Consider the following 19,510-nt stretch of genomic DNA (forward strand, 5'->3'; position numbering starts at 1 on the left):
GGTGGCAAGGGTGCGCGGACGTGGCCGGGACGGGGCGGGGGCGGTCATGCCGAGTAGCCCTTCGGCGGGATCAGCGTGGCGAGCTGGTCGAAGGAGATCCAGTAGATCTGGTTGCCGCTGAAGGAGGCGGGGTCGGCGATGAGGACGGTGCGGTCGGCCTCGTCATAGCCGAAGACCGTGAAGTAGTGGTAGATCGTCTGGTTCGAGGGGTAGCCGGGCGGCTGGTTGCCGGGCGGCGCCACGATGTTGGTGACCAGCGGGTAGTTGCGGTCGATGTCGAAGACGATGTCGTACCAGAGCAGGTCCCGCTGGGCCTGGGTCGGCGGATCGTTCGGCATCTCCTTGGTCTCGTACCAGCCGCCGCCGAGGTTGGCGTTGAGCACCCCGGTGACCTGGGATATGTGGTCGGTGCCGTTCTCGGTGGTGCCGAGCTGCCAGGCGAGGTCGGCCTGGCTGGGCGGGGCGGTGCGGGCGGAGAGAGCGATGCGGGTGGCGGCCGGTCCGCACCAGTATCCGGTCTGCTGGACCTGGTAGTCGATCTCCAGCCAGTGCGCGCTCGCCGTGCTTCCGGCGTCGACGGTCAACCGGGTGCCCGGCTGGTTGTGTCCGCTGAGGACGGCGGTCCCGGCCGATGAGCCGTGGGCGAGCACGGCCGCGGGGGCGAGGTGCGGGGTGGGTGCGGACGCGAATGCGGTGCCGGGCTGGAGGAGGGCTCCGAGGGCGACCGCGGCAACGGCGGAGGACACGAGTCTCTTGCGCATGAAGGCTCCTGAGGGTGGGGGGCGGGCCTCGCGTGCAGCAACGGCCGGGGTACGCGCGGCCGTGTGCGACGGCCCTCAGGGTCGTCCCGGCCCGGCCACGGGCGCAAGCGCCGAAAGCTGGGGCTTACGCGTGCGGCTGACGCGCCGTCACTCTGGGCCGTACTCCTCGGCGGCCAGCAGGGCGCGTCCTTCGGCGGTGGCGACGTGGAAGGACCGTCCGGCGCGGCGCACGGTGGTGACCAGGCCCGCCGCCCGCAGCACGTTGATGTGCTGGCTGACGGCGGGGTGGGTCACATCGAGGAGCCGGGCCGCCTCCACGGTCGAACAGCCGGCGCGGGTGGCGCGCAGGATGCCCGCGCGGGTGTGCCCGAGGAGCGGTCCCAGCGGCCCGGAGCCGGCCGCCGGGCGGGCACCGGGGGCGGGCCCGGCCCAGTCGGCGCTGTGGTGGATGGGGTAGACCAGCACGGGCGGCAGGTCCCCGTCGGCCAGCGTGATGGGCGTGGGCCAGCAGAAGAACGACGGCTGGAGCACGAGGCCCCGCCCGCGCAGCCACAGATCCTGCTCAACGGGATACGCCGCTTCGAGCACCGGCGCGCGCCAGCGGAACTGCGGGCCGAGCCCGGCCAGCAGCCCTTCCGTGCCGCCGTCGAGGAGACCGCGCAGCCGCAGGGCACGGTCGGCGTCGATGTCCGCGTGCACGCGCCGCCAGTAGGGGGCCAGCGCCTCCCGCTGGTACGTGCGCAGGGCGACGCCCAGCTGGCGCAGGGCCTCCGCGTCGCCCCCGGCCAGCGCGCCGAGCCACCCGGGCAGTTGTACGGGGGTGGCGAGGCGTGCCAGTTCGGCCCTGAGCCGCCCGCGCGGGGTGCTCAGCAGGACGTCGACGGACGCCTGGAGGGTGCCCCGGTCACCGGAGGTGGGCGTGAGGAAGTCCGGTGAGTAGCCGCGCGGGGGCAGCAGCCGCGAGAGAAGGCGCGGGCTGCCGGAGAGCCGGGGCCGCACCCAGCGCCGCCAGTCGCCGAACTCCCTTTCCCCGTCGCGCCGTTGGAGGGTCTGGACGCTGTTGCTTATCTCCCAGAGGAAGTCCGGCCCGGGAGCCACACGGACCCGCGCGAGGTCGTCGGATGTGAAGTGCACCCGCAGCATCGCCGCTCCCTGAGGACGTGACCGTCTCGTCGGCGGAGCCCGTGCTCTCTCTTCCGTGCCCGGCGTACGCCCCGCCCGCCCGTCCGGGGCGTACGCCCGGCCCTCAGGTCTGGGGTGCCCGGTCGCGGTCCCGGTCGAAACCGAGGGCGGTGGTGTCCGGTGCGCCGGTGCCCTGTACGTGGACCGGGGGCCAGTTGCCCCAGCCGGGCGCGGGCTCGGCGGCCACCGCACGCCACCACGGCTCGACGGGCGGCGGATCGGCGGGCTCGAACGGCTGGCCGGGCCGCGGGGACGCCATCGTCACGCCGACGGACCGGGTGGCGCGCATGGACCATTCGGCGGGCTCGGCCCAGGGGTGCAGCGCGAGGTTGAACGTGCCCCAGTGGATCGGCAGCATGACCCCCGCCGCGGGATCGTCGCCCTGGAGGTCGAGGTGGGCGCGGACGCCCTCGTCGGGGCTCATGTGGATGTCCGGCCACGCGCCGGGCTCCGGAATGCCGTCCGTGCGGTCCTTGGACCAGAACTGGCTGTACGCGCCGATCTGGATCATGGTGGCGTCGAACGGCCCGTGCTCGGCCCCGATGGTCCTGAAGCCGGGGAAGTATCCGGTGTCACCGCTGTGGTAGATCCGGTGCTCGGGTCCCGCGACCACCCAGGACGCCCAGAGGGTGTGCTGCTGGTTGCGCAGTCCGCGCCCGCAGAAGTGGCGGGCGGGGGTGGCGGTGAGGTTGATCCCGGCGACTGTCGCGGTCTCGTTCCAGTCGAGCTCACGGAGCCGGTCGGGCGCGACGCCCCAGCTCTCCAGGTGGGCGCCGACCCCGAGCGGGACCGCGAAGACCGTGTCCGTGCGGGCCAGGGCGCGGATCGTCGGGAGGTCGAGGTGGTCGTAGTGGTCGTGCGAGATCACCACCACGTCGACCGGGCCGAGGGCCGCGAGCGGCAGCGGCGCCGGGTGCAGGCGCTTGGGCCCGGCGAACGCGAAGGGGGAACAACGCTCCCCCCAGACCGGGTCGAACAGGACGCGCCGCCCGTCGATCTCGGCGAGCACACTGGAATGCCCCATCCAGGTGATCCGGAGGCCTGAGACGGGGGGCTCGGCCAGGTCGGCCAGGGTCGTGGCATGGACGGGCACGGTCCCGGCGGGCGACCTGAGCACCCGCTCCTCCTTGCGGAAGTAGACCCTGGCGAAATCCAGCGCCGAGCCGGAGGGTCTGATACTCGCCCCGACCGGGTTCTTGAAGACGCCGTCGGCGAAGTTGGGGGAACGGCGGATGCGCTCCATGCGTGCGCCGTCCGGGTCTGCCCCGAAGGCAGCGGGGCGCATCGCACGCAGCCGGGTGCGGAGCGGAAGCCTGTTGTCAGCGCCGGTCACAAGATCTCCTGAGGGAGTCGGTGTCGTCTCATTATGGACAGGGGGCACGACAGTGCGAGAGCAGAACACCCAAGGGGATGGTGTTCCGCGCTTGCCGCCTTACCCACGTTGCTGTCCGTACACGTGCTCGACACGCAGTCGCAGGACGACGCGCCGGTCCCGGACCATGGCCGCGCGGTAGTCGTCCCAGTCGGGGTGCTCGCCCCGTACGTCCCGGTAGAGCCGGATCAGCTCCTCCACGACGGCGTCCCCGGGCTCGGCGGCCGGCCCGGACAGCTCGGCGGTGCCGTCCGCGACGGTCCAAGCCCAGCGGTCCTCCGTCGTGACGTGGTAGCTCGCCCGGGGGTCCCGGCGCAGGTTCCGGGTCTTCGCGCGGCCCTCGGTGACCGAGACCCGGACGATGTGCTCGTCGGGGTAGTAGAAGTGGTTGACATTGGACAGCTGGGGCCTGCCGTCCTTCTTGAGTGTGACCAGGACGCCGCTGTCGCTCTCGCCGAAGAGCCGGAGCAGCGCCTCCTGTCGTGCGTCGAATCCAGTCATGCCGGATCCAACGAGCGGGCCTCCCGCAGGATTCCGCATCCGGCACGCCGTCCCGCCCCTTCCCCTCCCCCGTCGCGGACACCGGCGCGTTCCGGCCGGCGGGCGGTGCGGCGGGCGGTGCGGCGGCGGACGCCGCGTTGACAGGGGTGACCCGGCATCCTGATACTGACCGACTGTTCAGTAATAGGGTCGGCCCGCCGACAGTGCCCGCCGACAGTGACCGAGGAGCACTCCCGATGATCACGCCCACGGTGTCCCCACCCGCCCCGCTCATCTCGCTGACCTGGACCGACCACGCCACCGGCCATCAGGGGCACCTCGTCGTCGACCGGCTGGTGCGCGGGGTCTCCAGCGGCGGGCTGCGGATGCGGCCGGGCTGCACGCTGGAAGAGGTGGCGGGGCTGGCCCGGGGCATGACGATGAAGGAAGCCCTGCACTTCGACGCGGACCAAACCGGGGCCCGCTACATCCCGCTGGGCGGTGCCAAGGGCGGCATCGACTGCGACCCCAGGGACCCGGCCGCCTACGGCGTCCTGGTCCGCTATCTGCGGGCGATGCGCCCGTACATCGAGAGCATCTGGACCACCGGCGAGGACCTGGGCCTCAGCCAGGACCTGGTGGACCGCGCGGCGGCGGAGGCGGGCCTCGTCTCCACCGTCCAGGCCGTCTATCCGCTGCTGGAGGACGAGGCCGGGGCCCGCCGCCGCCTGGCCGACGCCTTCGCCGTCGAGGTGGACGGCATCGGACTGGACGAACTGGCCGGCGGCTGCGGGGTCGCCGAGGCGGCGCTCGCCGCGCTGGACCGCGACGGTGTCGCGCACGGCGACGCCAGGGTGGCGCTCCAGGGCCTGGGGACGATGGGCGGGGCGAGCGCCCGGTTCCTGTCCCGGGCCGGGCTCAGGGTGGTCGCGGTCGCCGACATCAAGGGCACGATCGCGAACCCGGCCGGGCTCGACGTCGAGGCGCTGCTCGCCGCCCGGGACGCGCACGGCACGGTGGACCGGGGGGTACTGCGCCCCGGCGACCGCGAGCTGCCCGCCGATGCCTGGCTCGTCCAGGACGCGGAGGTGCTGGTGCCCGCCGCCGTCTCCTACGCCGTGGACGCCGCGAACCAGGCCGGGATCACGGCCCGCTGGGTGGTCGAGGCCGCCAATATGCCGGTGCTGCCCGAGGCCGAGGCGCTGCTCACCCGGCGCGGGATCACCGTGCTGCCCGACGTGGTCGCCAACTCCGGTACCAACGCCTGGTGGTGGTGGACCCTGTTCGGCGACATCGGCGCCGACGCGGACGAGGCGTTCGCCCACATCCGGCGCTCGATGCGGGCCCTGGTCGGCCTGGTCCTGGCCCGTGCGGAGGCGGACGGCTGCACGCCCAGGGCGGCGGCGCACGCGGTGGCCGCCGACCGGCTGCCGGTGATGGCCGAGCGCTTCGGCTGGTACCGCTGACCGCTCGGGCAGGCCCACGACCCGCCCCGTGTATCCGGCGCCCGGACGGGCATTGGTTAGGGTGACGCCGTGGCAAGAGTGCGGTTGGGTGTGGCGGAGCGGCGCGAGGAACTGCTGCGCGCTGCCGTCGAGCAGATCGAGGTGCGGGGCGTCGCCGCCGTGCGCATCGCCGATGTGGCGTCCGTGCTCGGCGTGAGCAACGCGCTTGTGCTCTATCACTTCTCCACCAAGGAGAAGCTGGTCGCGGCCGCCTTCGCGCATGCCGCCGAGATCGACCTCGCCCATCTGCGCAAGCTGTTGAGCCGCCGCACGACCGCCGTACGCAGGCTGCGCGCCGCCGTCCGCTGGTACGCGCCGACGGGCCAGGCCAAGGGCTGGCGGCTGTGGATCGAGGGCTGGGCGGCCTCCCTCCGCGATCCGGCGCTGCGCAATGTGGCCGGCGATCTCGACCAGCAGTGGAAGGCGGAGCTGGCCGAGGTCATCGAGGAGGGCGCGGCGGCGGGCGAGTTCCTCTGCGACGACCCGATGTCCGTGGCCTGGCGGCTCACCGCCCTGCTGGACGGGCTCGCGGTGCAGATGGCGTCGTACGCGGGTCCGCTGTCCCGGGCCACGATGCTGGAGTGGACCGAGCAGGCGCTCGCCCGTGAACTGGGCATCGATCACGATGCCCTGACCGCCTGACGGCCCACGCCCCTCGGTGGGGCACGGCCGGGCTCTCCCCTTTCCGGCGCGGTCAGGTCTGCCGCAGCGGAGCGTAGGTCTCACCGCTCAGTCCGAAGGTCCAGGCGACGCCCGCCCTGGCGGTCCTGGTCGTGGGCGGCACCCGCAGCCAGTACGTGCGGTGGGTGCCGTCCGGTTCGGGTGTCGAGTTGACCACCTCCACCATGACGACGTCCTCGTCACCGGCGAGCGCGATCCGCCAGAGGATGCCCGTCTCGTCCCGGTGGACCGGTTCGGCGCCCGACTCGGTGAGGTAGCGGTCGTAGCCGTAGTACTCCAGCATCACGCGGCGCAGCTCCGCGTTCTCCTCGGTGCGGATGCGCCGGGGCGTCAGCGCGGCCAGTTCGTCGAGGAAGGCCGGCGGGACCGGCATGCCGCGCCAGGCGTACAGGGCGAAGCCGTCGGGGTAGGAGAGCGCCGGTCCGTCGCCCCGGTCCAGCCGGCCCGCCTCGTCGCGTCGCAGCACCTGGGGGCGCTCGCTGATCACGGCGACACGCTCGTAGGGCCACCACCAGCCGGCGTTGCGGGCCACCGCCGCCAGCCCGTCGAGCCGGTCCCCCCGGCCGTCGAACGCGGCGAGCCAGGCCGCGTCATGCTGCCCGAGCACCGCGTCGAGCAGGAGGAGCCGCACCCGGGACTCCGCGTCCGGGTCCCCGCCGAGGTCGGCCACCACCCCCGCCCGTATCCGCTCGGCGAGCCCGGCCGTGGTCTCCCAGAGCTGGGCGCCGGTGGCGGACCAGAGGGCGGACCAGCCGGCCGGGCCCAGCGCGTCGTACACCCGGCGCCGCTCCTCCGCCCAGGGACGGGTCCTTACCTCGTCGCGGACGGAGCGGCCCGCGTCCGCCAGCCCCGCCACGGCCTCGACGGCCGCCCTGGGCGAATCGGCCCAGACGATTTCCTCCGGCCCGGCGAGGCCCGCCGCCCGGTAGGCGAGCCGCACCCCGTCCTCGGCCGCCGCCCGGTCCGCCGCACCGGTCGCCGCCGCCACGGCCCGCCAAGAGTCCACGTACTGCATCGGTTTCCCCGTCCCCTGTTCCGCTCTGTTCCCGGCCCGGTCCTCCCGGGGCCGGCCTTCGGGTCCTGCTGCCGTGCCCGTCCCGCCGTCGCTCAGTCCGCGACGATGCGGACCGCCCCCGGCGCGTACTCCCGCTGGCGCACCACGCGGAACCAGCCCTGGGGCAACGGGATCGTGGCGTGCTCCTCGTGCACCACGCGTCCGCCTTCGGGGAGGTGGAGCAGCATCGGGCCGAAGACCCCGCCCTCCCGGATCAGCCGTCCGGGGCCGGGCACGGCGTGCGCGTGTCCGGTCACCTCGCCGAGCGCGAGCACCAGACGGCCCCACGCGTCGCGCAGTTCGCCCGGCGCCTCCAGGAGGTGCGCGGGCACCGCCGACTCCTCCAGAGCCATGATCAGTACGTCGCCCTGCCGGTACACAGACCTCTCCCCTCCGCGGCGGCACCCGCTGTGCCGGCCACATCGAAAACGCTACGGCGGGGGTCTGACAATCGGCCGCCGAGCCGTCACGGGCGGGGCCGGTCGCCCTGCTGTCAGTGGGGCTTGATAGACCTTGCGGACATCACATCCGTCGCCGTCATCAGGAGCTCAGGGCCATGTCCGTGGACCACCTGCACGCGTTGCTGGGCCTTCCGGCCGTCGATTTCCAGTCCGGCTCGGACGGCGGCCCCCGGCCCGCGGCCGACGCCGCCGCCTGGCGGGTCTCGATCGACGCGTACGAGGACGAGGGGACGTGGGAGGAGGAGTTCGACGCCTTCCTGGCGGAGGTCGATCCGGCCGGCGTCCGCGCCCTGATCATCGGGCAGTGGGGCGAGTCGTACGAGGAGACGTCGTCGTACCCCATCGGTCTCGTCATCGCCGCGGCCGACCGGCTGACCTCTCTGGAGGCGGTGTTCGTCGGGGATCTGACGATGGAGGAGGCCGAGATCTCCTGGATCGAGCAGAGCGACGTCACGGAGCTGCTCGGCGCCTTCCCCGCGCTGGTGGAGCTGGGCGTGCGCGGCGGGTCCGAGCTGGTCTTCCCGGCCACGCGGCACGAGCGTCTGAAGGCGCTCACCATCGAGACGGGCGGACTGCCGCGCGAGGTGGTGCGCGGTGTCGTGGACAGCGAACTGCCGTCGCTGGAGCGGCTGGACCTGTGGCTCGGTGTCTCGGCCTACGGCGGCGACGCCCATGTGGCGGACCTGGCGCCGCTGCTGTCCGGTACGCGTTTCCCCGCCCTGCACCACCTCGGCCTGCGCAACAGCGAGATCCAGAACGAGATCGCCGCGGCCCTCGCCCCGGCCCCGCTCGTCGCCCGGCTGCGCACCCTGGACCTGTCCTGCGGCACGCTCGGCGACGAGGGCGCGGCCGCCCTTCTGGAGGGGCAGCCGCTGACCCACCTCGACGTCCTCGATCTGCACCACCACTTCCTCACCGAGCCGATGGAGCGGCGGGTCGCCCAGGCGCTGGAGCCGCACGGGGTGCGGGTGGACCTCTCGGAGCGCTGCGAGCCGTGGGACGGCCGGGGCGCCGCGGGCCGCTACGTCACGGTCGCGGAGTGATGACGCGATGACCGGGATCGATCACCCCTGCTCCTTCCACGGCCTGCCCGTGTTCACCCTTCCGGTACCGGGTGACGACGGCGGGCTGCCGGACACGCTGCCCGGGGCGGACTCCATGGCCTGGCGGCTGGACTGTGCCTGGGACGGGCCGGAGTTCCCCGTGCTCTGGCAGCACTTCCTGGACACGGTCGACCCGGCGGCGGTCCGGGCCCTGCTCATCGGGCCCTGGTGGTCGGAGGAATACAGCCCCCTGAGTCCCGTGGTGGAGCTGATCGCCGCGGACGCCGGCCGTTTCCCGGCGCTGCGCGGCCTGTTCCTCGCCGATGTCGTGGGCGAGGAGTGCGAGGTGTCCTGGCTCCAGATGTGTGACATCACCCCGGTGATCGAGGCGTTCCCCCGCCTGGAGGAGCTGGTGGTGCGCGGCGGTGGCAGTGGGCTGAACGAAGAGACCCTGGAGCTTCAGCCGGTGCGGCACGAGGCGCTGCGGTCCCTGCGCTTCGAGTCCGGCGGCCTGCCCGGCCAGGTCGTGCGCGCGGTCGGCTCCTGCGAACTGCCCGCGCTGGAACGGCTGGAGCTGTGGTTCGGCTCCCAGTGGTACGCGGGGGACGCCACGGTGGCGGATCTGGCCCCGCTGCTTACCGGCGGTGCCTTTCCGCGGCTTCGCCATCTCGGGTTGCAGAACAGCGAGATCCAGGACGAGATCGCCGCGGCGGTCGCCTCCGCTCCGGTCGTCGCGCAACTGGAGTTCCTGGCGCTCTCGATGGGCACCCTCAGCGACACGGGCGCCCTGGCCCTGCTCGACGGCCAGCCGCTCACCCATCTGTCCGGCCTCGACCTGCACCACCACTACCTCACCGACCCGGTGAGGGCGCGCTTCCAGGAGCTGTGCGACCGCGAGGGCGTCCACGTCGACCTCGCGGAGGCGGACTACTGGGACCCCGATGACGACGAGCCCCGCTATGTCGCGGTCAGCGAGTAGCGGGCCGCCGCGTCTCGCGGTCGTCGGCAATCCGGGCAGCCGTCGGGTGTCCCTCTTCCAGGACGCGGTGGCGGCCGCCGGCCTGCCCGCGGCGCGCACGGTCTCCTGGCTCGACGTGCTGGACGGCGGTGCGCGCTTCCTGCCCGGGGAGACCGTGCGGATCGAGTCGCCCGGCGAGGACGCGGAGGTGGACCGGCTGCTGCGGGACGCCGACGACCCGACGAGGGTGGAGGGTTCGGCGCTCTGGTACGCCAGGTTCACCGCCGCGGTACGTGAGGTGGCGCGGGCCGCTGCCGAGGCCGGGGCCGGGCTGCTGGACGGCCCGGCCGACATCGCGGTGCTGTTCGACAAGCGGCTGTGCCACGGCGTGCTGGACTCGGCGGGGGTGCCCGTCCCCGCGTCGCCGACGTCCGGCCGGGCCGCGCCCCCGGTGCGGGACTGGGACGACGTGCGTGCGCTGATGGCCGGGCACCGCATGCCGCGGGTGTTCGTGAAGCCGGCGCACGGGTCGTCCGCGTCCGGCGTGCTCGCGGTGGAGACGGCTGGCGGCGGCCGGGTCCGGGCGGCCACCTCCGTCGAGCGGGACCCCGCCGGCCGCCTCTACAACTCGCTGCGGGTGCGCCGGTGCACGACGGAGCGCGAGGTGGCGGCGATCGTCGACGCGCTGGCCCCGGACGGGCTGCACATCGAGCGCTGGCTGCCCAAGGCCGCGCAGGGCGGCCGGGTCGCGGATCTGCGGGTCGTCGTGGTCGACGGCCGGGCCACCCACGCCGTGGTGCGCACCAGCCACTCCCCCATGACCAATCTGCATCTCGGCGGCGCGCGCGGCGACCTGGACCAGGTGCGCGCGGCCGTCGGGGCGGCGGGGGCCGACTGGGGCAGGGCCCTGGCCGTCTGCGAACAGGCGGCCGGGCTCTTCCCGGACACGCTGTGCGTCGGCGTCGACCTGCTGCCCCTGACCGGCTGGCGGCGCTTCGCCGTCGGCGAGGTCAACGCCTTCGGCGACCTGCTGCCGCGGCTGACCGGCCTGCCCGGCAGCGGAGCCGAGGGCCTGGACACCTACGCGGCGCAGGTCGCCGCCGTACTGAACCGAGCAAGGAACACCCGTGCCACCCCTGCCCCCTGAGCCCTCCCCCGGCGTCGCGGACGCCCCGGACCCCGACATGAGCGAGGTCGTGGGCAGCCACGATCTGCTGCTCGTCACCCTGGACACCCTGCGGTACGACGTGGCGGCGGAGCTCGCCGCCGCCGGGCGCATCCCGCATCTGGCCCGCCACCTGCCGGGTGGTGCCTGGGAGGAGCGGCACGCCCCGGGCAGCTTCACCTACGCCTCCCATCAGGCGATCTTCGCCGGGTTCCTGCCCACCCCCGCCGCGCCGGGGCCGCATCCCAGGCTGTTCGCCGCCCGGTTCGCCGGCAGCGAGACGACGGCGGAGCGCACCTTCGTGTTCGACACCCCGGACCTGGTCTCGGGGCTGGCGAAGGAGGGGTACCGCACGGTGTGCGTCGGCGGTGTCGGATTCTTCAACCAGCGGGGGCCGCTCGGCTCGGTGCTGCCGGGGATGTTCCAGGAGGCGCACTGGGAGCCGGAGTTCGGCGTCGCCTCGCCCACCTCGTTCGAGGCGCAGGTGCGCAGGGCCGAGCAGGTGGTCGCCGCGCTGCCGCCCGGTCAGCGGCTCTTCCTGTTCGTCAACGTCTCCGCGCTGCACCAGCCGAACTGGTTCCACCGCGCCGGGGCGACCCCTGATGCCGGGGACAGCCGTGCCACGCACGCCGCGGCCCTGGAGTACGTCGACGCGCACATCGGCCGGCTCTTCGCCGCCGCGAGCAGCCGCCGCCGCGCCTTCGCCATCGTCTGCTCCGACCACGGCACGGCGTACGGCGACGACGGCTACACGGGTCACCGGCTCGGCCACGAGTCCGTCTGGACCGTTCCGTACGCCCATTTCTTCCTGGAACCGGGGACCGCACGATGACCACGCCACAGACCGTCCGCCCGTACCAGAGCTATGTGTACGCCTATCCGCACAAGACGGCGTACCGCCCACTCGCCCCGCTGCCCGGCGGCCGGCCGGCGCTGAGCGAGCTGTGGGCGGGGGAACGCAAGGACGCGCTCTCCCTCTATCTGCACATCCCGTTCTGCGAGGTCCGCTGCGGGTTCTGCAACCTCTTCACCCGGATCGGCGCGCCCGGCGAGCTGGCCTCGCGGTATCTCGACGCGCTGGACCGGCAGGCGGGCGCGGTGCGGGACGCGCTGGGCGGCGGGGAGCCGGTCCGGTTCGCCGCGGCGGCGTTCGGCGGCGGCACGCCCACCTTCCTGGAGGCCGGCGAGCTGGAGCGGCTGTGCGACATCGCCGAGAAGCGCATGGGCGCCGATCTGCGGTCCGTGCCGCTGTCCGTGGAGACGTCCCCGTCGACCGCCACCGCCGACCGGCTGGCCGTCCTCGCCGAGCGGGGCACGACCAGGATCAGCATCGGCGTGCAGAGCTTCGTGGAGGCCGAGGCCCGTGCGGCGGTGCGCCCGCAGCGCGCCGCCGATGTCGAGCGCGCCCTCGGCCTGATCCGGGACACCTCCATACCCCTCCTCAACATCGACCTGATCTACGGCATCGACGGCCAGACCGAGCGGAGCTGGCGCACCTCCCTGGACGCGGCGCTGCGCTGGCGGCCCGAGGAGCTGTATCTCTACCCGCTGTACGTGCGTCCGCTGACCCCACTGGACCGGCTCTCCGCCGGTGCGGCCGACCCTGCCTGGGACGAGCAGCGCCTGCGCCTCTACCGGGCCGGCCGGGACCATCTTCTCGCCCGGGGCTACGAGCAGGTGTCGATGCGGATGTTCCGTCGCGCCGACGCCCCGCGCACGGACGGCCCCGCCGACCACGCCTGCCAGACCGACGGCATGATCGGCCTGGGCTGCGGCGCCCGCTCGTACACCTCGCGGCTGCACTACTCCTTCGACTACGCGGTGCGAATGGGCGAGGTGCGCGGGATCATCGACGCCTACACGGCCACCGCAGACTTCTCGCGCGCCGAGGTCGGGCGGTACACCGACGGGGACGAGGCGCGCCGCCGCCATCTCCTCCAGTCGGTGCTCCAGGCCGATGGCATGCCCCTGTCCGGTTACCGCGAGCGGTTCGGCACCTCCCCGTACGAGGACTTCCCCGCGGAGCTGGCCCGGTTCGAGGCCCGGGGCTGGCTGGACGCGGCGGCGCCGGCCGAGGGGCTGCTGCGGTTGTCGTCCGAGGGGCTCGCGTACTCCGATGCGCTGGGCCCCGAGCTCTTCTCCCCCGCCGTGCGGGCCGCGATGGCCGCGTACGAGCTGAAGTGAGTCATCCGTGGACCTGACGATTCTCTACCGGGGCCCGCTCGCCTCGTGCGACTACGACTGCCCGTACTGCCCGTTCGCCAAGCGGCGCGACAGCCGGGAGCAGCTGCGGGCCGACCGGGCGGCGCTGGAACGGTTCACGGCGTGGGTGGCGGAGCAGACCGGTGACCGGATCTCGGTGCTGTTCACGCCGTGGGGCGAGGGGCTGGTGCGCTCCTGGTACCGCCGGGCGATCGTGGAGCTGGCCGGACTGCCGCAGGTGCGCCGGGTCGCGATCCAGACGAACCTCGGCGGGCGGACGCGGTGGCTGGCCGAGGCGCCGGCGGCGGCCCGCGAGCGGATCGCGCTGTGGTGCACGTACCACCCGGGGCAGACACCGTACGAGCGTTTCCTCGCGCGGTGCGCGGAGCTGCGGGTCCTCGGGGTGCGTCACAGCGTCGGGGTCGTGGGGCTGGAGGCCCATCTCGGTGAGGCGCGGCGGCTGCGCGCGGCCCTGGCGGACGAGGTCTATCTCTGGGTGAACGCCGCCGAGGGACACACGTACACGGATGAGGAGGCCGGCCGGTGGACGGCGATCGACCCGCTGTTCCCGTACAGCCGTCATCCGCACCGCTCGGCGGGGCTGCCCTGCCGGACCGGTGAGTCGGTGATCTCGGTGGACGGGGACGGGACGGTGCGCCGCTGCCACTTCGTCCGGGCCGAGCTGGGCAATCTGTACGACGGCAGCTACCGCCGGGCGCTGGGGCCGAGGGCCTGCCCGCTCGCCGTCTGCGACTGCCACATCGGCTATGTGCATCTGGAGACGCTGCCGCTGTACGACGTCTTCGCGGGCGGGGTGCTGGAGCGCGTGCCGGCCGCGCTGCCGCTGTCCCCGGCCGCCGCGGCGGGCGGCTGAGGACAGCGGACGGTGCGGTCAGAGCGGCAGCAGGTCCGGCCGCTTCGGCTCGACGTGGTCCCCGGAGGACTCGCCGCGCAGCCGTCGTCCTATCCACGGGACGAGGTATTCGCGCGCCCAGTGGATGTCGTCGCGCCGGACCTCCAGGGTGCCGCGCGGGGCCTGCGGCGGCCATTCCTGGTCCGGGTCGGCCGGCACGTCGAGTCCGAGGACCTGGGCGGCGCGCAGCGCGACCCGGGTGTGTCCCTCGGGCGACAGATGCAGCCGGTCGCCGTCCCAGGCCCGCCGGTCCTGCACGGAGCGCAGCGACCACAGGTCGAGCACCGGGCAGTCGTAGCGGTCGGCGATGGCCCGTACATGGGCGGTGTAGGTGGCGATCTTGCCGCGCAGATGGCGCAGCACGGGCACGCCACGGGTGTCGAAGCCGGTGGTGATCATGACGGTGCCGACCGAGCCGGTCAGGTCGGCGACCGCGCGCTCGAAGCGTTCGGCCACGTCGTCGGGGTCGGTGCCGGGCCGGATGATGTCGTTGCCGCCGGCGCAGAAGCTCACCAGATCGGGGGCGAGTTCCTTGGCGCGGGGCACCTGCTCCTCGACTATCTGGTCGAGGAGGCGTCCTCGTACGGCGAGATTGGCGTACCGGAAGTCCCCGTGCGCGGGAACGGGTGAGACCTCGGCGTCCGCCGTCGTGCCGGGTTCCGGGAGCCGGTCCGCGAGAAGGACCGCGAGCCGGTCGGCCCAGCCGACGAACGTTCCGTCCGGGCCGGGGTCGCCGACTCCCTCGGTGAAACTGTCGCCAATCGCCGCGTACGACCCGATGGCGCCCTGTCGGTTGATGACGCCCTGTTGGATGTTTCTCGAATCGTCTGCCACAAGCGCATATTTTGCACCCCTTAATGTGACCTACGCGACCGTAATAAGGGGTTGACGGGTGGTGAGATAAACCACCCGGTCAGGTTTCGGTAAAGGGGGAATAAGCAGAGGGGCGGTGCGCCGCCGCGCACCGCCCCTCTCTGCCTTGCCGCGGCCCGGTTCAGCGGGCCGGTACCGGCTGGATCAGACGTTGATCCCGTGCGACGCCAGGTAGGCGATCGGGTCGATGTCCGAGCCGTACGCCGGGCCGGTGCGGACCTCGAAGTGGAGGTGCGGGCCGGTGGCGTTGCCGGTGGAGCCGGAGAGGCCGATCTGCTGGCCCGCGGTCACGGTCTGGCCCGCCGAGACGGAGAGCGAGGACATGTGGCCGTACTGCGAGTAGTGGCCGTCGGCGTGCTTGATGACGACCTCGTTGCCGTAGGCGCCGCCCCAGCCGGCGGTGACGACGGTGCCGGAGGTGATGGCCTTCACACTGGTGCCGGTGGCGACGGGGAAGTCGATGCCGGTGTGGCTGCCGCTGGACCAGCTGGCGCCGGAGGCGCGGTAGGCGGTGGTGTGGTTGCCGGGGACCGGGTGGACGTAGCCGGAGGCGTTGTCCTGGGTGGCCGGGGCCTGGGTCTCCTGGGACGCGGAGGAGTCGGAGGTCGTGGCGGCCTTCGTCCCGGTCGTCTTGGCCTCGGCCTTCGGGGCGGTCTTCGTCTCCGTCTTGGCGGTGGCCTTCGACGGGGTGGCGGTCGCGGCCGACTTGGCGCCGAGCGTCAGCTTCATGCCCGGGAAGATCAGGCTCGGGTTCTCGCCGACGACCTCGCGGTTGTCCTGGTACAGCTTGTGCCAGCCGCCCTTGAGCTTGTGCTCGGCCGCGATCTTCGACAGGTAGTCGCCGGAGACGACGGAGTAGGTGGTGGTGCCGGCGCTCTTCGCGGACTTGGCCGGGGTGGTGTGCGCGGCGGCCGACTTCGAGGTGGCCGGGGCGGCCTGCTCCGCGGCGTTGGCACCGGTGGCGCCGAGCAGCGGAAGAGCGATGACGGCTCCGCCGGCGCTCGCGGCGACGACGCCACGGGCGATGGTGCTGGACTTGGGACGACGGTGCTTACCCGAAATGGGCATGAAGGGTTTCCTCTCCGGCGCCTGCGAGGTGAGCTGTCGGGTTCGGGCTGGAGATGCCCGGCCGCGGCTGGCGCGGCTTCACCCCTAGCCGGCCGGTTCTCCCGGTCGGCGGCTTACCTGGTTCCCCCGCTCCTGCCACACGGTGAGTGGGTGCGAATTCCGGACGGCGGCAGGATTGGGCGTTCCATCCGGATTGACATGGAACGTAAGCGAGCCGGGACGGCGGAAACAAGCCACGGGTTCCGCCCGGGATTCGGCACCGGAAATTCGGCGCGGAATTCCGGTCACACTCCGTGGATTACGGATCTTGGCTTTCCGCGCGGGATACGGACTACCCCACCGCACCGCCACCACACACCGTCACGGATATGATCCCGCTCACGAGCGGGTGATCATCTCCCGTGCAACCAGGGCATGTTCGGCAAAATGCCGCATTACGGACATGTCGCGGCCGTCACCCACGCCTCAGTCGCAGCACCCGCGCGTCCAGGTCCCCGCTCAGCCCGGTGCGCAAGCCGTGGTGCAGCAGCACCGAACCGTGGTGCGCGGCCCCCGTGTCCAGGCAGGTGTACGTGGCCTCCGGATCGAGACCGCGCAGCCGCAGGGCCGGCGGCTCCTCCCCGTACCGCTGGGCATGGAGCCACATCAGTACGACGGTGTCCGCGCCCCGCACGTACTGCACGGCGCCGAGTCCGCTGCCCGGCGCGCGCAGCCGGTACAGCTCCCCCAGCTGCACGACCGGGCGGATCTCCTTGTACAGCTCCACCCACCCGCGCGCCTCGTCCAGTTCGGCCCCGCTCCACTCGGTGAGGTCGCCGCCGATCCCCAGCACCCCTGCCATGGCGCTCACGAACCGGAAGCGCAGCGAGGAGAAGCGGCCGTTCAGCTGGAGGTTCGGGCTGTCCGTGACCCAGGCCGCCATCACCCGGGCGGGATGGATCTGCCCGAAGCCCTCCTGGATGGCGAGGCGGTCCAGCGGGTCGGTGTTGTCCGATGTCCAGACCTGGTCCGTACGGGAGAGGATGCCCAGGTCGACGCGGCCGCCCCCGCCCGAGCAGGACTCGAAGGCGACTGTGGGGTGGGCGGCGCGCAGCCGGTCGATCAGCGCGTACAGGCCGTCCACGTGCTCGGTCCAGAGCCGCTGCGGGTAGTCCGCGCCCGGCCAGCCCGCGTCCGAGAAGCAGCGGTTGAAGTCCCACTTCACGTAGTCGACCGGCGTCGTGGACAGCAGCGCGTCCAGCCGCTCCCACAGATACGCCCGCACATCCGGGCGGGCCAGGTTCAGGACCAGCTGATTGCGGAACTCCGTCCGCTCCCGCCCGGGGAAGTGCTGCACCCAGTCGGGGTGGGCACGGTAGAGGTCGCTGTCGGGATTGACCATCTCGGGCTCGACCCAGATCCCGAACCGCATGCCGAGCCCGTGCACATACCCGGCGAGCGGGCCGAGCCCGTCCGGGAAGCGCTCCGGGTTCGGCGTCCAGTCGCCGAGCCCGGCCCGGTCGCTCACCCGCTGCCCGAACCAGGCGTCGTCCACGACGAACAGCTCGACGCCCATCGCCGCGGCGCGCTCGGCGAGGGCCCGCTGCTGGTCCTCCGCGATGTCGAACCGGGTGGCCTCCCAGGAGTTGTAGAGGACCGGGCGCGGCTCGGCCGCGTCGGGGATCACATGGGCGAGCTGCCAGGCGTGCCAGGCGCGGCTGGCCCCGCCGAAGCCCGCCGCGCTCCACAGCCCGGCGAAGACGGGGCTGGTGTACGACTGACCCGGCGCGAGGCGCAACAGCCCGGAGTCGTCGTAGCCGGCGCCGCCGGTGATCTGTACGAGCCCGTCGGGCAGCCGCTGTACGGCGATGCGCCAGGACCCGGACCAGCCGAGGGCGCAGCCGTAGACCTCGCCGTCCTCCTCGGTGGCCGCGCCGTCCGCGTCCAGGGCGAGCCAGGGCAGGCCCTGGTGGCCGGTGTGGCCGCGCCGGCTGGACAGGAGGTGTTCCCCGTACGCCAGCTCCGTGCGCTCCAGCTGGGTCTCCGCCGCCCAGCGGCCGTGCAGCCGGCTGAGCCGCCAGCCGTCGCGGGCGGGTGGGGACCAGGCCGCCGCGTCGGCGCGGAGCAGTTCGACGGGCGGGCCGTCCGGTCCGGTGTGGGTGAGCGTGGTCCAGCGCTCGATGACGTCGGAGTCGTCGCGCATCCGGTAGTGCAGGGTGATCGCGAGGCGGTGCACCGGGTCGTCGAAGGAGATCCGCAGCTCGTCGCCGTCCACGGTGTCGCCCGTGAACGCCCACGCGGTCCCGCGCACCTCGTCGGTGCGCACCGAGAGTGCGGGGCGCACGAACCGCGGGCCGCCCTCCACCGGGTACTCCTCGCGGCCGTCCAGCGGGGACTCGAAGCCCCGGCCGGGCGGTGCGGGTGCGGCGGCCAGGGCTTCGGCGGCGGCCAGGGAGATCCGCGGGCCCCAGTGCAGGTGCAGCAGCTCGTGCCGGCCGGTGAGATGCAGGGCGTAGCTGCCGCTCGCCCCGGTCAGCAGCCAGGTCCGGCCCCGGTCGCCCGTCTCGATCATCGCGCCCCCGTCCACGTGCCACAGATTCACACAGTTCCGCACATCATCGACCGTGCGACGAGGGAGGGCAACGCCCCGCACACGGAAAATCGCGCCCCGTCCACCACCTGAGGGAGACACCGACCGAGATGATTGCCCCCGGAACCGATGTCGTATCGTCACGGGCGTGGGCCCGTCGGCGACAGGCGCCGGGGCAGAGCCTCCAGGAGTGACCGTGACGCAGCAGCTGCCGCAGACCCCGCCGACGGAGCCCGTGCTGGCCGGTGTCCGCAACTTCCGGGACGTGGGCGGGCTGCCCGCCTGTGACGGCCGCCGGGTGCGGTACGGAAGCCTCTACCGCAGCGGCCACCTGGCCCACGCCACGGCCGAGGACACGGCCTTCCTCACCGGACTCGGCCTGCACACCGTCTTCGACTTCCGCAACGCGGCGGACCACAAGCTGGACGGTCTCGACGTGGAGCTGCCGGGCGTGCGCAATGTGAGCATCCCGCTCAGCGACCCGGCGGACGGGGCCGAGTTCTGGCGGATGGTGCGCGACGGCGACATGGACGAGCTGCGCTCGATCCTGGCCGACGGGAAGGGGACCGGCCGCATGGTCGCCTCCTACCGCGCGATCATCCTGGACCGCACGGCCGAGCACAGCCGGGTCCTGCACGCGCTGGCCGAGGACAGCGTGCCGGCGCTGATGCACTGCGCGGCCGGCAAGGACCGGGCCGGGCTCTCCATCGCGGTGACGCTGCTGGCGGTGGGTGTCGGACGCGAGGCCATCGAGGCCGACTACCTGAAGTCGAACGACGCGCACCGCCGCTACCGGGTCCGGCGCAGCGACACCTCGCCCGCCGGGATGTCGCCGGAGGTGATGGAGCTGCTGAACCCGCTGTTCGGCGCGCACCCCGACTACCTCGCCTCGGCGTTCGCGACCATCGACGAGACGTGGGGCGGCACCGACCGCTACCTCTCCGACGGGCTGGGGCTCGCGCCCGCCACCCTTGAGCGGCTGCGCGAACGGCTCCTCGACGAGGGCTGAGCGCGCCGGGCGGGCCTACTGGTTGTGCATCCCGACCGCGAACAGCAGGTAGAGGAACCCGGCGATGACGTGCCCTGCCACCAGGTAGGCGAACAGCCGGATGACGAGCCCGCGGGGCATCTTCCTCTCGTGCGTGTCGGCACCCGCGCGTTTGGCCGGGGTGAGCGGGTCGTAGTTCTCGGAATCGGACATGGCCGGCCTCTCTGGCGGCCGG

General features: G+C 73.1%; 19 protein-coding genes and 1 riboswitch. Of the genes, 9 read left to right on the plus strand and 10 right to left on the minus strand.

The window, feature by feature from the left end; translation table 11 throughout:
• Positions 1 to 44: 44 nt before the first annotated feature.
• The 4 genes from B082_RS0113905 to B082_RS0113920 form a co-directional block, all read right to left on the minus strand.
• Positions 45 to 761, minus strand: a complete 717-nt coding sequence (locus B082_RS0113905; RefSeq protein WP_018552410.1) for a C39 family peptidase — start codon at positions 759 to 761, stop codon at positions 45 to 47.
• 147 nt (positions 762 to 908) lie between these two features.
• Positions 909 to 1,904, minus strand: coding sequence for an ArsR/SmtB family transcription factor (locus tag B082_RS0113910; RefSeq protein ID WP_018552411.1), 996 nt, complete (start codon positions 1,902 to 1,904; stop codon positions 909 to 911).
• 103 nt (positions 1,905 to 2,007) lie between these two features.
• Entirely contained in the window at positions 2,008 to 3,276 is a 1,269-nt protein-coding gene (locus tag B082_RS0113915) for an MBL fold metallo-hydrolase (protein WP_018552412.1), read from the minus strand.
• Between the two features lie 99 nt (positions 3,277 to 3,375).
• Positions 3,376 to 3,816 (minus strand): PPOX class F420-dependent oxidoreductase, encoded by a 441-nt coding sequence (locus B082_RS0113920; protein ID WP_018552413.1) that lies wholly within the window; start codon positions 3,814 to 3,816, stop codon positions 3,376 to 3,378.
• Positions 3,817 to 4,052: 236 nt separating this feature from the next.
• Here B082_RS0113920 and B082_RS0113925 point away from each other — a divergent pair, with 236 nt between their 5' ends.
• The gene (locus B082_RS0113925; protein ID WP_018552414.1) at positions 4,053 to 5,261 is read left to right on the plus strand and encodes a Glu/Leu/Phe/Val dehydrogenase dimerization domain-containing protein; all 1,209 of its coding nucleotides are present in this window, start codon (positions 4,053 to 4,055) and stop codon (positions 5,259 to 5,261) included.
• A gap of 90 nt (positions 5,262 to 5,351) precedes the next feature.
• On the plus strand, positions 5,352 to 5,942 hold the full coding sequence (locus B082_RS0113930) for a TetR/AcrR family transcriptional regulator (RefSeq protein ID WP_018552415.1): 591 nt from the start codon (positions 5,352 to 5,354) through the stop codon (positions 5,940 to 5,942).
• A gap of 52 nt (positions 5,943 to 5,994) precedes the next feature.
• Here the strand turns inward: B082_RS0113930 and B082_RS0113935 are convergent, their stop codons facing one another.
• Both B082_RS0113935 and B082_RS0113940 read right to left on the minus strand, forming a co-directional pair.
• A complete protein-coding gene (locus B082_RS0113935) occupies positions 5,995 to 6,996 on the minus strand; it encodes a DUF6745 domain-containing protein (RefSeq protein WP_018552416.1) in 1,002 nt (333 codons plus the stop codon).
• A gap of 92 nt (positions 6,997 to 7,088) precedes the next feature.
• Positions 7,089 to 7,415: a hypothetical protein gene (locus tag B082_RS0113940; RefSeq protein WP_018552417.1), complete on the minus strand. Its 327-nt coding sequence runs from the start codon at positions 7,413 to 7,415 to the stop codon at positions 7,089 to 7,091.
• Between the two features lie 176 nt (positions 7,416 to 7,591).
• On the opposite strand from B082_RS0113940, the gene B082_RS0113945 reads away from it, so the two are divergent.
• From B082_RS0113945 to B082_RS0113970, 6 genes are read left to right on the plus strand one after another with little or no spacing between them, the layout of a single operon-like run.
• Positions 7,592 to 8,539 (plus strand): STM4015 family protein, encoded by a 948-nt coding sequence (locus tag B082_RS0113945; protein ID WP_018552418.1) that lies wholly within the window; start codon positions 7,592 to 7,594, stop codon positions 8,537 to 8,539.
• A gap of 7 nt (positions 8,540 to 8,546) precedes the next feature.
• Positions 8,547 to 9,518 (plus strand): STM4015 family protein, encoded by a 972-nt coding sequence (locus B082_RS0113950; RefSeq protein ID WP_018552419.1) that lies wholly within the window; start codon positions 8,547 to 8,549, stop codon positions 9,516 to 9,518.
• The gene (locus B082_RS0113955) at positions 9,499 to 10,644 is read left to right on the plus strand and encodes an STM4014 family protein (RefSeq protein WP_026249774.1); all 1,146 of its coding nucleotides are present in this window, start codon (positions 9,499 to 9,501) and stop codon (positions 10,642 to 10,644) included. Before B082_RS0113950 ends, B082_RS0113955 begins: the two co-directional genes overlap by 20 nt.
• Positions 10,645 to 10,681: 37 nt before the next feature.
• A complete protein-coding gene (locus tag B082_RS0113960) occupies positions 10,682 to 11,494 on the plus strand; it encodes an STM4013/SEN3800 family hydrolase (RefSeq protein ID WP_026249775.1) in 813 nt (270 codons plus the stop codon).
• Positions 11,491 to 12,846 (plus strand): STM4012 family radical SAM protein, encoded by a 1,356-nt coding sequence (locus B082_RS0113965; RefSeq protein ID WP_018552422.1) that lies wholly within the window; start codon positions 11,491 to 11,493, stop codon positions 12,844 to 12,846. Before B082_RS0113960 ends, B082_RS0113965 begins: the two co-directional genes overlap by 4 nt.
• A gap of 7 nt (positions 12,847 to 12,853) precedes the next feature.
• Positions 12,854 to 13,738 carry an STM4011 family radical SAM protein gene (locus tag B082_RS0113970; protein ID WP_018552423.1) on the plus strand — a complete coding sequence of 295 codons (885 nt, stop codon included), beginning with the start codon at positions 12,854 to 12,856 and terminating at the stop codon, positions 13,736 to 13,738.
• 18 nt (positions 13,739 to 13,756) lie between these two features.
• On the opposite strand, the gene B082_RS0113975 is transcribed toward B082_RS0113970, so the two are convergent.
• From B082_RS0113975 to B082_RS0113985, 3 genes are all read right to left on the minus strand, one after another.
• The gene (locus B082_RS0113975; protein ID WP_018552424.1) at positions 13,757 to 14,611 is read right to left on the minus strand and encodes an SGNH/GDSL hydrolase family protein; all 855 of its coding nucleotides are present in this window, start codon (positions 14,609 to 14,611) and stop codon (positions 13,757 to 13,759) included.
• 183 nt (positions 14,612 to 14,794) lie between these two features.
• Positions 14,795 to 15,718: a M23 family metallopeptidase gene (locus tag B082_RS0113980; protein WP_018552425.1), complete on the minus strand. Its 924-nt coding sequence runs from the start codon at positions 15,716 to 15,718 to the stop codon at positions 14,795 to 14,797.
• Between the two features lie 5 nt (positions 15,719 to 15,723).
• Positions 15,724 to 15,881, minus strand: a riboswitch (cyclic di-AMP (ydaO/yuaA leader).
• A 291-nt stretch (positions 15,882 to 16,172) separates the two neighbouring features.
• Positions 16,173 to 18,269, minus strand: coding sequence for an alpha-galactosidase (locus B082_RS0113985; RefSeq protein ID WP_026249776.1), 2,097 nt, complete (start codon positions 18,267 to 18,269; stop codon positions 16,173 to 16,175).
• Between the two features lie 214 nt (positions 18,270 to 18,483).
• Here B082_RS0113985 and B082_RS0113990 point away from each other — a divergent pair, with 214 nt between their 5' ends.
• Positions 18,484 to 19,296 carry a tyrosine-protein phosphatase gene (locus B082_RS0113990; RefSeq protein ID WP_018552427.1) on the plus strand — a complete coding sequence of 271 codons (813 nt, stop codon included), beginning with the start codon at positions 18,484 to 18,486 and terminating at the stop codon, positions 19,294 to 19,296.
• 15 nt (positions 19,297 to 19,311) lie between these two features.
• Here the strand turns inward: B082_RS0113990 and B082_RS39480 are convergent, their stop codons facing one another.
• Entirely contained in the window at positions 19,312 to 19,488 is a 177-nt protein-coding gene (locus B082_RS39480) for a DUF6126 family protein (protein WP_018552428.1), read from the minus strand.
• Positions 19,489 to 19,510: the final 22 nt, after the last annotated feature.

The organism is Streptomyces sp. ATexAB-D23 (genome assembly GCF_000373645.1).
In the GTDB taxonomy this organism is placed as follows: domain Bacteria; phylum Actinomycetota; class Actinomycetes; order Streptomycetales; family Streptomycetaceae; genus Streptomyces; species Streptomyces castrisilvae.

What these genes read in the sequence shown, in the direction of transcription:
- B082_RS0113905 (WP_018552410.1), bottom strand. Translation starts at nt 761, where the DNA reads ATGCGCAAGAGACTCGTGTCCTCCGCCGTTGCCGCGGTCGCCCTCGGA.
- B082_RS0113910 (WP_018552411.1), bottom strand. Translation starts at nt 1,904, where the DNA reads ATGCTGCGGGTGCACTTCACATCCGACGACCTCGCGCGGGTCCGTGTG.
- B082_RS0113920 (WP_018552413.1), bottom strand. Translation starts at nt 3,816, where the DNA reads ATGACTGGATTCGACGCACGACAGGAGGCGCTGCTCCGGCTCTTCGGC.
- B082_RS0113925 (WP_018552414.1), top strand. Translation starts at nt 4,053, where the DNA reads ATGATCACGCCCACGGTGTCCCCACCCGCCCCGCTCATCTCGCTGACC.
- B082_RS0113935 (WP_018552416.1), bottom strand. Translation starts at nt 6,996, where the DNA reads ATGCAGTACGTGGACTCTTGGCGGGCCGTGGCGGCGGCGACCGGTGCG.
- B082_RS0113945 (WP_018552418.1), top strand. Translation starts at nt 7,592, where the DNA reads ATGTCCGTGGACCACCTGCACGCGTTGCTGGGCCTTCCGGCCGTCGAT.
- B082_RS0113950 (WP_018552419.1), top strand. Translation starts at nt 8,547, where the DNA reads ATGACCGGGATCGATCACCCCTGCTCCTTCCACGGCCTGCCCGTGTTC.
- B082_RS0113955 (WP_026249774.1), top strand. Translation starts at nt 9,499, where the DNA reads ATGTCGCGGTCAGCGAGTAGCGGGCCGCCGCGTCTCGCGGTCGTCGGC.
- B082_RS0113960 (WP_026249775.1), top strand. Translation starts at nt 10,682, where the DNA reads ATGAGCGAGGTCGTGGGCAGCCACGATCTGCTGCTCGTCACCCTGGAC.
- B082_RS0113965 (WP_018552422.1), top strand. Translation starts at nt 11,491, where the DNA reads ATGACCACGCCACAGACCGTCCGCCCGTACCAGAGCTATGTGTACGCC.
- B082_RS0113980 (WP_018552425.1), bottom strand. Translation starts at nt 15,718, where the DNA reads ATGCCCATTTCGGGTAAGCACCGTCGTCCCAAGTCCAGCACCATCGCC.
- B082_RS0113985 (WP_026249776.1), bottom strand. Translation starts at nt 18,269, where the DNA reads ATGATCGAGACGGGCGACCGGGGCCGGACCTGGCTGCTGACCGGGGCG.
- B082_RS39480 (WP_018552428.1), bottom strand. Translation starts at nt 19,488, where the DNA reads ATGTCCGATTCCGAGAACTACGACCCGCTCACCCCGGCCAAACGCGCG.